The sequence below is a fragment of the Paenibacillus sp. FSL H8-0104 genome (assembly GCF_038050215.1).
Lineage (GTDB): Bacteria > Bacillota > Bacilli > Paenibacillales > Paenibacillaceae > Paenibacillus > Paenibacillus amylolyticus.
In genome coordinates, this window is record NZ_JBBOTC010000001.1 from 1,260,251 (window position 1) to 1,271,797 (window position 11,547).

Consider the following 11,547-nt stretch of genomic DNA (forward strand, 5'->3'; position numbering starts at 1 on the left):
ACTTTAACCTACCTTTAGCATTCATATACGATCCTTCACATTTCACTTAGGCACTGCCCGACAGGGTTGCCTTACCTCTATTAAAGAAAGCGATTACATATCTCTGATAATATTGTATATTATGATGGCAACCTTGGAACAGATCAACATGAGCCTTTGCATTTTGGTTCAATTCGGTGAGCAATAAGAAATCAAATGATTCACAATGCTACATATATATTCGTTGATAGGGCTAAGGCCGTCATCAAAAGGGAGGAATCCAAACGTGTACCGGGTACTGCTGGTGGATGATGAAGAAGATGTGCGTGAAGGACTTGTTGTAGAGGTCGATTGGGAAGCGCTCGATCTGCGGATAGTCGGTTTGGCTGAGAATGGGCGGGAAGCATTGGAGATGGCGGAGAGGGTAGAGCCGGACATTGTGGTGACGGATATCAGCATGCCATTCATGAATGGTCTGGAACTCGCTCAAAGATTGAGGAAACGTAATCCACTCGTGAAGGTGGTCATTTTGACTGGATATGATGAATTTGATTATGCGAGGCAAGCCATCTCGTTAAGTGTGGATGAATATCTGCTGAAGCCGTTCTCGGCAGGGCATCTCACCGAACTGCTCACAAGATTGCGCGCCCAGATGGCGTCTGAAGTGGCTGAGCGTGAAGATGTACAGCAGCTGCGTGAGCACTATCATACCAGTTTGCCTTTATTACAGGCAGATCTGATGGCGACCTTGCTCCATCGACAGAAATCCTCAACATATATTCATAGTAAAGCCAAACAATGCGGATTGGATCTGACAGGGGAACGCTATGGGGTGTCTGTATTGACACTGCATATGGATGGAGATGTGCAGAAGGAGAAACCTGAGGGAGGATTCAGCGAGCCCCCACAGCGACATAACAAAACAACATCCGAGGTAGCGGACCAGTCTGAGATATTCGTTCCCGGAGGTTCCTTGCGTCAATCTGAGGATGCTGAACTGAAACGCTTTGCGGCACTTAACATTGCGGCAGAAGTTTGGGCGGAGCATGGGGCTGGTCATGCCTTTATGCATCAGGAGACGATTGTTCTGCTCTATGTGGATCGTACGGGCGGTACAGATGGAGCGAAGCGGCAACAGAAGGCATTGGAAAATGTGATGCGCAGCATCAACCACTATTTACGTATCCCGGCTACGGTGGGCTCTGGTCAGATTGTGGATACACTCGCGGATGTGAATCATGCCTATGAAGATGCCCTGCTGGCATTGGATTATCGACTTGTGCCCGGGACGGATTCAATTATATACATCGCGGACGTGGAGCGACAGACAGCGGGCAAACTGCGGTTCGACGAGTTGAAGCAGCAGACGCTGACACGTTGCCTTAAGGCGGGTACACAAGCGGAGCTGGAGGAAGCACTTGCGATCATTTTCCGGGAAATTACAGTGGAACACGGGCGAAGTGATATTCAGCTCTATTTAATTGAAGTATTAACAACAGTGTGGAAGGCAGCACAGGCATCAGGGGAAGCGATGGAGGACATCTTTGGTGCAGGGTTCCAGTTGTATGCGGATTTGTTCCGACTGCCGGGACTCACTGAGGCACAGAAGAAGGTACAGGAGGTCTGTCTACTCGTGCAACATCGCATTGCGAGCGGACGGCAGCATGTATACAAGGATATTGTCGAGCAGGCGTTGGTCTTCACGAAAGAGCATTATGCCGACCCGGACCTATCTATTCAGAAGGTGTGCGGACATTTGCATATCAGCTCCGGTTATTTTTGTGGCATTTTCAAAAAAGAAGTACAACTTACCTTCCTGCAGTACCTGATGCAGATCCGAATGGAGGCAGCGCGTGAGCTGCTTCGCTCGACCGAGCTGAAGTCGTTTGAGATTGCGGAGCAGGTTGGCTTTGCCGAACCCAATTACTTCAGTTTTTGTTTCAAAAAACATATTGGCATCTCGCCCAAAGAATATCGTAAACAGGCTTCCCAGGCGGCAAGTGAAGGTTCGATCCGATGAATTTCTTGTCCAGATGGGTGAAGTCCATGGGACCTCAATTACGCTCTCGTCTGCGTTCGTCCAGAGTCAGCAGTATCCGGTTTATTATTACATGGTCCTTTTCCGTCTTCATCGTCTTGGTGCTAACTATCATGGCGATGCTTCTGCATGACAAGTTCACGCAGGCTGCCGAGCGAAGTGCGGAACTCACGACGAGACAGATTGTGGATCAGGTCAGTTATAACCTGGAGGATTACGTCCGTAGTATGTCTCATCTGTACCGTGCCATTGAGGAACACATGCTGCGTGACGGGACATGGGAAGGGGAACTGGTGGACAAACAGCTTGACACACTGCTCAGCAGTCGTGAAGATATCATCTCGATTACTCTGCTTGATTCCACGGGGAAATTGCTCAAGAACCGACCTACAGCCGAATTAAAAACCAGCGCCCATGTGACACAGCAAGGGTGGTTTCAGTCTGCGCTTCGTGTGCCGGATCACCTGAGTTTCTCGTTACCTCATATTCAGAACATGTACACAGGCCCATATAAATGGGTCGTTTCCATGAGCAAAGGCATAACGATACGGCAAAATGGTCAGGATCGGCAGGTTATCCTGCTGGTCGATATCAATTTCAAACAGATGGATGAACTGAGCCGTCGGGTCAGTCTGGGGCAACGAGGATACGTGTATATCATCGATGAGAGTGCGGGCAATATCGTGTACCATCCGCAGCAACAATTGATGTATATGGGACTCAAAAGCGAGAATATCGAACAGGCTTTGGTGGCTTCCGGCAGTTACGAAGATGAAGCAGATGGGCAGAAAAGGCTGAATACCGTAAAGTCCGTTGCCAATATCGGGTGGAAAATCGTCGGTGTTGCTTATTTGGATGAGATTATGACAACGCGTCAGGAAGTGAACGGATATCTCATTCGTGTATTGGTCGTTGTACTGGTACTGGTCATTCTTGTCTCGCTGTTCTTATCCTCCAGTCTGACTCGCCCGATTCGGCGAATGGAACGTAAAATGAAGGCCGTAGAGCGCGGGGATTTCAACGTGGAGTTGCCTATTGAAGGGCCGCTGGAGGTGGAACGTCTATCTCGTCGCTTTAATCTGATGGTCAATAAAATTCGCACCCTGATGGATGAGATCATCCATGAGCAGGAACAGAAGCGGCGTCTGGAGCTGGAAGCCTTGCAGGCCCAGATCAATCCACATTTTTTATATAATACTCTGAATTCAGTAGTGCGCATGGTAGGCATGAGTCGCAATGAAGAAGTGATTACGATGATCACGTCTCTCTCTCGCCTATTCCGCATCAGTCTTAGTCAAGGCAAAACGATTATCACGATCAGGGAAGAGCTGGAGCATGCGCAGCATTATTTGACGATTCAGCAGATGAGGTTCAAGCGCAAATTCAACTTTACGATTAAGGTAGATGATACGCTTCTGGATTGCCTGACATTAAAGCTGGTGCTCCAGCCCCTGATTGAGAACGCCATTGTTCATGGCATCGAGTACCACATGGACGAAGGAAGTATTGAGGTCGATGTTTATCGTGAGGACAACAAGCTGGTGTTTCGCATTACAGATAATGGGGTCGGCATGACGGAAGAACAGATGTCGGGATTATTAAGTGGTCGTCCTGTGGTCAAAAGTGGTGCAGGCTCCGGCGTAGCGGTGCGCAATGTGCATGACCGAATCCGGCTCTATTATGGGGAGGGCTTCGGACTTGAATTTGCGAGTGAGTTGGAAGAAGGCACCACGGTCTGGGTTCGGATTCCCATTCAATGGCAGCAGAAGGAGGGCGAGCCTGATGACAGACAATAAGGAGAATAGGAACGATATCCACAGCCACAGAGTTGTAGGGTCATACATTCGTACGTTTTGGAAAAAGGTTGCTGCGAGCTTCCCTGGAATCCGGAAACGTCGGTTAGTAACCCTGACAGTTGCAAGCTGCTGTCTGCTCATATGCAGCGCCTGTGGCTTATCGAGTCCCGATGCTACGGCAGTACCGCCACGTATTGCGCTCATTACGCCAGCTGGGACAGGGGAACTTGCGGAAGCTATCCGGCTTGGCGCCGAAGCGGCTGCCAAAGAGAACGGAGCCGAACTGATTACTGTGGAAGCATACCCTTCCGATGGTGATATATACACGCCTGCCATTCTGGACTCTGCTGGAAGTCAGATGCAGGTCAAACAGGCAAATATCAACAGCCATACGTTGTCTCGCAGTGCGCGAGAGCAGGCTCAAGTGGAGGCCGCCGCATTGGCTCTGAAGCAGGGGGCTTCAGCTCTATTGGTTGATCCCCTAAGTGAGAAGGCACTTAGTGACATCATTCAGGAGGCACAGACAACAAATTCCGAGGGAACCATTGTTCCTGTCATCGTGCTTAACGATGAATTCCCCGTGAAAGGCATCACCAGTTTCATCTCGATGGATAATGTTGAGGCGGGAAGACAGGCCGGCCAGGCTATGGCGGAGCTTCTGGAAGGGAAAGGGCATGTGGCTTTATTGGGCCCCGATCCTCTTAATTCTGGTCTGATTCAGAGAGAGCAGGGAGTTATGGAAGCCTTGGTACAGTATCCTGATATTCAAGTGGAACCCAAATCGATATGTAATACACGGGATGGGTGTTGGCAGACTGCGAAGCAATTGCTGGACCAGCAGGAGGTGGATGGCTTCATTACTCTTCAGGAACCGGCTTCTCTGGGGGCAGCTGATGAACTGAATCGACGCAAATCTGCGGACAAGGTAAGGATTGTTGGATTTGGCAGTGAACAACAGCAACTGGAGCAATTGCAAGAAGGAGTCTTTGATCATCTCATCGTCCAGAATGGATACAGTGCAGGTTATCTGGGATTGAATCAAGCCGTTGCGCGGCTGAACAATCAACAGGTGCAAGCGAGAGTGTTACTTGAGACCAAGCTGGTTAGTACAGACAATATGTTCTGGATGGATAACCAGAAGCTGTTGTTTCCTTTTGTACAATGAACGATTGTTGGAACGAATGCTGAATGAAGAAATGAAGGTGTGTGTTAACTTGAGGAAGATTTCGATAGAACAGGTGAAGATATTGTATTCGAATTTAATGTAAACCCTTTCATAATAAAGACATCGGTGAAGCCGAATGAACTTGGGGGAGGTCATTAGGATATGAAGAAAACATGGATGACACTGTTGATTACGGCATGTATGGTTGTGGCGGCGGGGTGTAGCAGCGGCGGAGACAGCGCAGGTGGAAGTACGGGAACAGATACAGGAGGCCAGACAGCAGCCGGTACGGAAACGCCCAAGATTGGTGTTGCCATCTACAAATTTGATGATACATTCATGACGGGTGTACGTAATGCGATGACCGCAGCAGCGGAAGGCATTGCGACCCTGGATATCGTAGATAGCCAGAATGCACAGCCGACCCAGAATGAGAAAGTGGATCTGTTTGTGTCCAAGAAATACAATGCAATGGCTGTGAACCCGGTTGACCGGACGGCGGCAGGTGTCATCATTGACAAGGCCAAGGCAGCGAACATTCCAGTGGTATTTCTCAACCGTGAGCCAGTGGCGGAAGATATGAATAAGTGGGATAAAGTGTACTACGTAGGAGCAAAAGCGGAGGAGTCCGGTACGATCTCCGGACAGCTGATTGTGGATTACTGGAAAGCACATCCGGAAGCTGACAAAAACGGCGATGGCAAACTGCAATACGTCATGCTGAAAGGGGAACCGGGTCACCAGGATGCAGAGCTTCGAACCAAATATTCGGTTCAGGCGATCCAGGATGCCGGTATCGAAGTGGAAGCACTGGCGGAAGACACGGCGATGTGGGACCGGGTGAAAGGTCAGGAGAAAATGCAGGCATTCCTGGCTTCGCATGGTGACAAGATCGAAGCTGTTCTCGCAAACAATGATGACATGGCCTTGGGAGCCATTGAGGCATTGAAAGCAGCCGGATACTTCAAAGATGGCAAATCCATGCCGGTTGTAGGTGTGGATGCAACAGCTCCAGCCATTCAGGCTCTACAGGATGGCACGATGCTGGGTACGGTGCTTAATGATGCCAAGAATCAGGGTGCGGCCACGGTGGCACTGGCTTCCGTACTTGCTAAAGGTGAGACACCAACAAAGGAAAATACCAAATACGATATTACAGATGGTAAATACGTCTGGATTGCATACAAAAAGATTACAAAAGACAACATCGCCGACGCCCAATAACAGCACGAGACAGGGACGTCCGACATTCGGGTAGCGTCCCTTTTTTGCCGGTCATATGGAAGGGAGGAACCAAGATGGAGTCACCTTACCTGCTGGAGATGAATGGAGTTTCCAAAGCATTTCCGGGTGTGCAGGCACTAAGTCAGGTCACATTGAAAGTGAAACCGGGGACGGTTCACGCCTTGATGGGAGAGAATGGAGCGGGGAAATCCACACTTATGAAATGTCTGTTCGGCATGTATCGCCCCGATGAAGGAACGATACGTATCGAAGGAAAGGATGTGGATATTCCGAATTCCAAAGCGGCACTTCAGCAAGGCATATCCATGATTCATCAGGAGCTGAACCCGGTCCCGCATCGTCCGGTGATGGAGAATATATGGCTGGGGCGTTTTCCGATGAGGGGAATACTGGTGGATGAGAAACGGATGTATACTGATACGCTGGCGCTGTTCAAGGACTTGAACCTTGATATTGATCCGAAGGCTCAGGCGGGGACACTGTCTGTCTCCAAGATTCAATCCATGGAAATTGTCAAGGCGGTCTCTTTTCAATCCAAAGTCATCGTCATGGATGAGCCCACTTCTTCCCTGACAGGCAAGGAAGTGGATCAGCTCTTTGCCATTATTGATGAACTGCGCAGTCGCGGCGTGTCTATTATCTATATTTCACACAAGATGGAGGAGATCCTGACGATCTCGGATGAAGTGACGATCATGCGTGATGGTTTCGTTGTCGGGACATGGGATGCTGCTGATCTAACGACAGATCTGATCATTACGCGTATGGTTGGCCGTGATCTGGACGAACGTTTCCCGGAACGGACGAACGTACCCGGTGAAGTGATATTAAAAGCCGAGGGTCTGACATCAAGCCAGTCCAAATCGTTTTGTGATGTATCCTTTGAGCTGCGAAAAGGTGAAGTGCTTGGCATTGGCGGCTTGGTTGGAGCACAGCGGACAGAACTGATTGAGTCCTTGTTTGGACTGCGCGGACTCGCTTCAGGTACGATTTCGATTCATGGGCGCAAGGTGAAGATTAATTCCCCCGCAGCAGCGAAGCGTCATAACATTGCGTTGCTCACGGAAGAACGAAGGGTTACAGGGATATTCCCTGTGTTGTCGGTGTATGAGAACACGATCATTGCCAGTCTGGGACGCTACCGAAATCGAATGGGCTTGCTGGACGAGAAAAAGGGCCGCGAAGAGGCACGTGAGCAGACGCAGAAGTTCAGAACCAAAACGCCTTCGGTTAACACGCTGATTCGAAACCTGTCTGGCGGTAATCAGCAGAAAGTTCTGCTGGCCCGCTGGTTATTGACCGACCCCGAGATACTCCTGCTGGATGAACCGACACGTGGAATCGATGTAGGGGCCAAGTTTGAGATTTACACCATTATTACGGAACTGGCTCGTCAGGGCAAAAGCATTATCATGATTAGCTCAGAGATGCCTGAGCTTCTGGGTATGTCGGATCGCATTATGGTGATGAGCGAAGGGCGTCTCACCGGAATCGTGGACGGGGCCGAGGCAACCGAGCAGGATATTATGAGGCTGGCCGCGCAGCAGCGGATGGCTTAGTCAGGAGGGAAACAGATGAACACACAGATGATCAATCAAGTGAAACAATATGTAACACAGCGCGCCATCTTTATCGTACTGATCCTGCTCATTATTGGTATTGCGATTGCTGATCCGAATTTTCTGGCCTTCTCCACACTGCGGGACATCTTACAGCAGTCCTCCACACGGGCCATTATTGCGCTCGGTGCAGCCTTTATCCTTGTCACGGGCGGGGTCGATCTATCCGCTGGACGGGTGGTTGGTCTGACAGCGGTTGTATCGGCATCGATGTTGCAAATTGATGAATATGCCAATCGCTTCTTCCCCGATCTGCCGCAGTTATGGGTGGGTCTGCCGATCCTTGTCGGGATTACCGCGGGTCTATTCGTGGGATTGGTAAATGGACTGATTGTCGCCAAATTACATGTGCCCCCATTTATCGCAACGCTGGGCACAATGGTTGCTGTGTACGGACTGAACTCCATTTATTTTGATACGGAACCCAACCAGTCACAGCCGATCGGAGGATTGAGACCCGATTTTACGGTTATTGGCTCTGGATACATTGATCTGGGCGGGGGTTATTCCATCCCGTATATTGTCCTCATTGCTATTGCGGTGGCATTAGTCTGCTGGGTGATCTTTAACAAAACACGTCTCGGTAAAAACATGTACGCGATTGGTGGCAACATTCAGGCAGCGCATGTATCCGGGATTCATGTGGCTCGCAACCTGGTGACGCTGTATGCCATTGCGGGTGCACTGTATGGTTTGGGTGGTGTGCTTGAGGCAGCACGCACAGGTGGAGCAACAAACAATTACGGTAACATGTATGAACTGGATGCAATTGCCGCATGTGTGGTAGGCGGCGTATCAACGGCAGGAGGTATTGGAACGGTACCCGGGGTTATGGCGGGTGTGCTGATCTTCGGGGTCATCAACTATGGTCTAACGTTTATCGGTGTAAGTCCATACTGGCAGTTAATTATCAAAGGATTGATCATTGTTGCTGCGGTGGCTTTTGATATCCGTAAGTATATGGCGAAGAAATAAGATGAGCCTCAAGAGGTTACATCAGTCACTCCGCTGACAGAACAACCTTCTGATCGCTGTTATCCCCAGATTTTTTGATTCCCTTCTAAAGAAGTGAAAATCCGGGGATAGCATATGCTTCCGATGCAGCTTTCTTTCAGAAAGCTTTTAGGCGAACGCTCCGCTTCTTCAGGTTATTTCTGTCCTCTACGTTATCGTGTAAACAATTTGTTCATCTTATATGGTAAAGCAGCAAAGAAGCCAGCCCTCGGGATATAGAGAGCTGGCTTTAATTGTTTAACCATTGACCATCCAATCGATAACGGGGATAACTGGTCCAATGATGCATAAGAGCAACATAAATCCGGCGACGTTATAAGATACACTTGTACCGAAATGCGCACGATATTTTTTGGCGATCAAAAAGGCTGGAATCCAGAAGAGGGCTGCTACTACAAAAGGAATGTGAAGTCCTTGAGTTCCGTTGCTATAAATAGGTATGTTTATTAAGTTGAAAAGATAATGACTGATCATAAAATTTGTTGTGCCCCATTGGAAATTAAAGGCGAGACCCATCAATAGTACGAGTAGAGAGAGCGTTCCGAGGCCCAGTGGTTTTCGTTGTGTTGTCATGTGATATCCTCCATAAGAAAGTATTTATCCTAAATTAATCCATTAATGTATTGTACCACAATATTGATCTATGCGAAGAGGAATTGTTTCACTTTTGTTGATTACAATTACATCATATGTCCTATTGCCTTCATAATTTATACATTCGTGCGAATTTGGCGAGCCTCCACTAATCGACAACATCAGCTAATCATAATCGATATAATACATGTACATAAGTTATTTGATGTGAGTTTTATGTCAAAGGGGGCGAGGCTGTTTGCTTAGTTACACGATGAAAATGGTGATATTCCCGCTAGGTTGTCTGCTTGTCATTCTGTCCTCTTATGTTCTCAGGCTTACCCCTAATATGGCAATAATGTCACTTTCGGCGACATTATTGGTAGCAAGTATTTATGGGGAGAGACGATATCCTGTGCTGCGAAAATTTCAGTGGATTTTTCTCGGGATATTCCACTATTTCAGTGAACTGAACTGGTGCAACATGCTGTATTATATGCTCATTATTTCAATGATCCAGGACAAACCAAGGTTGACGCAGACCTTGCCGATTTCGTTGCTGCTTATGCTGCAATATACGTTGATTCGGCTTTCGTATGTGCCTGTAGATACATATGCTTTGCTGGTTTCGTTATTTGACCTGTTAACCTCGGTTGTTATCATTTTTTTGTACCATACCTTAATCAACAGTGAGGTCGAGAAGCGTAGGCTTCGGGAAAAAAATCGGTTCCTGACCCTGCATGATCCGCTTACCGGACTGTTGAATTACGAAGGTTACATGGAGGTGTTACATAAGACAGTAGAAGAGCAACGGTCTTTTTTGCTTGTCCTTCTGAACGTCAATAACTTTAGCGGCTTTAAAAAAGAGTCAGAAGATCCTTGGTGTACGGTAATCACAGGTACAGGCCAGATGATCAGCAATCATTTCACCGAGGCCTATGGCATATCCCGGTATGCAGGAGACCGATTTGCGGTCGTTTTGCCAGAGATACAGGATGTGGAAGAACGAATGTCGTCACTACTATCCGTGCAACTTCAAGGACTCCAGGTAAGCTACAGCATCTCCCTGTACCCGGAAATGTCGGATTCGTTGCAGCACTTTATGACGGTAGCCGAGGATAGGCTGCTTCAACAACAGCGCAGCAAATGGCTGAAAAATGAAGAAGAAGTATTTCGTTCCGAGAGACTAAGGGCTGTAGGTGAACTGGCCGCGGGTATGGCTCACGAAATTCGGAACCCGCTTACCGCAATTCGGGGATTCCTGCAGCTGTCCCGTGGACAAGCGTTTAATATCGCGCCATGGTATGAAGTGATTATGGGTGAGGTGACAAGAGTAACCGATCTGACGGCTGAATTTTTGCAGTTTTCCAAACCACATGCGAATCACATGAAGCCTGAACATTTGGGTCACTGCCTTGAACGAGTGATGTCTTTGACCGAGTCAGATGCGGCATCCCGAGGGCATCAAATTACGCTTGAAATGACTAATGAGCCAGTTGTGATCATCATGGATCGAGATAAAATTGTGCAGGTATTGATCAATCTGATTCGTAACGCTTTTGAAGCAATGACAGACCCTGGTGAGGTCCATATGGATTTGTTGCAGGACGGAGACGCAGTGCTCATTTCAATTACAGATACAGGAAGCGGCATTCCGGAAAATTCGCTATCCACCATCTTTAATCCATTTTATACAACCAAAGAAGAAGGTACGGGACTGGGACTTGCGCTCTGCCAGAAAATCGTTCAGGATCACAATGGTAAGATTACCGTCCATAGTGAAATGGGGGTTGGTTCCACCTTCACGCTTCATCTGCCAATGGAGACGTAAATCATATAACTTACCAGAGATAGCAATTAAGTAGTCATTAGACAAAAACATAAAAACGCCGCATGGGTCCAGAAGAACCCCGTGCGGCGTTTAATATTTCGATTAATAAAGTTAATGTGTGGAGACCACATCGGTTCCGATCATTTTAGATATATAAGAGTGTGTCTGCAAATTCAAGTAAGCGATATGATGATGGAGGTCAGCGTATAAAAGTCTGAAGTTCAAGCCGGTTGATCCTGGCGAATGGGTAGTCGATTTTCTAAGGAACATAGGACGTCTTATTTGGC

General features: G+C 48.2%; 8 protein-coding genes. 7 read left to right on the forward strand and 1 reads right to left on the reverse strand.

From position 1 onward, the window contains the following. The first annotated feature begins 265 nt into the window (after positions 1–265). The 6 genes from NST38_RS05595 (at position 266) to mglC (ending at position 8,817) form a co-directional block, all read left to right on the forward strand. Positions 266–1,999 (forward strand): response regulator, encoded by a 1,734-nt coding sequence (locus NST38_RS05595; RefSeq protein WP_076253356.1) that lies wholly within the window; start codon positions 266–268, stop codon positions 1,997–1,999. Next, entirely contained in the window at positions 1,996–3,813 is a 1,818-nt protein-coding gene (locus NST38_RS05600; RefSeq protein ID WP_143781291.1) for a histidine kinase, read from the forward strand. Before NST38_RS05595 ends, NST38_RS05600 begins: the two co-directional genes overlap by 4 nt. Further along, on the forward strand, positions 3,800–4,978 hold the full coding sequence (locus NST38_RS05605) for a substrate-binding domain-containing protein (protein ID WP_076253355.1): 1,179 nt from the start codon (positions 3,800–3,802) through the stop codon (positions 4,976–4,978). The genes NST38_RS05600 and NST38_RS05605 overlap by 14 nt, the downstream gene beginning before the upstream one ends. Before the next feature lie 162 nt (positions 4,979–5,140). After that, positions 5,141–6,202, forward strand: a complete 1,062-nt coding sequence (locus tag NST38_RS05610) for a galactose ABC transporter substrate-binding protein (RefSeq protein ID WP_036672480.1) — start codon at positions 5,141–5,143, stop codon at positions 6,200–6,202. A gap of 74 nt (positions 6,203–6,276) precedes the next feature. Beyond that, positions 6,277–7,782, forward strand: a complete 1,506-nt coding sequence (locus tag NST38_RS05615) for a sugar ABC transporter ATP-binding protein (protein WP_076253354.1) — start codon at positions 6,277–6,279, stop codon at positions 7,780–7,782. A 15-nt stretch (positions 7,783–7,797) separates the two neighbouring features. Next, positions 7,798–8,817: a galactose/methyl galactoside ABC transporter permease MglC gene (gene mglC / locus NST38_RS05620; RefSeq protein ID WP_076253353.1), complete on the forward strand. Its 1,020-nt coding sequence runs from the start codon at positions 7,798–7,800 to the stop codon at positions 8,815–8,817. A 276-nt stretch (positions 8,818–9,093) separates the two neighbouring features. Here mglC and NST38_RS05625 read toward each other — a convergent pair whose 3' ends face one another. Beyond that, positions 9,094–9,429: a hypothetical protein gene (locus tag NST38_RS05625; RefSeq protein ID WP_341343854.1), complete on the reverse strand. Its 336-nt coding sequence runs from the start codon at positions 9,427–9,429 to the stop codon at positions 9,094–9,096. Positions 9,430–9,703: 274 nt separating this feature from the next. Between NST38_RS05625 and NST38_RS05630 the strand changes: the two genes are divergently transcribed. Beyond that, complete coding sequence (locus tag NST38_RS05630; RefSeq protein ID WP_036606550.1) at positions 9,704–11,260, forward strand: ATP-binding protein; 1,557 nt, start codon at positions 9,704–9,706, stop codon at positions 11,258–11,260. The last annotated feature ends 287 nt before the right edge of the window (positions 11,261–11,547 follow it).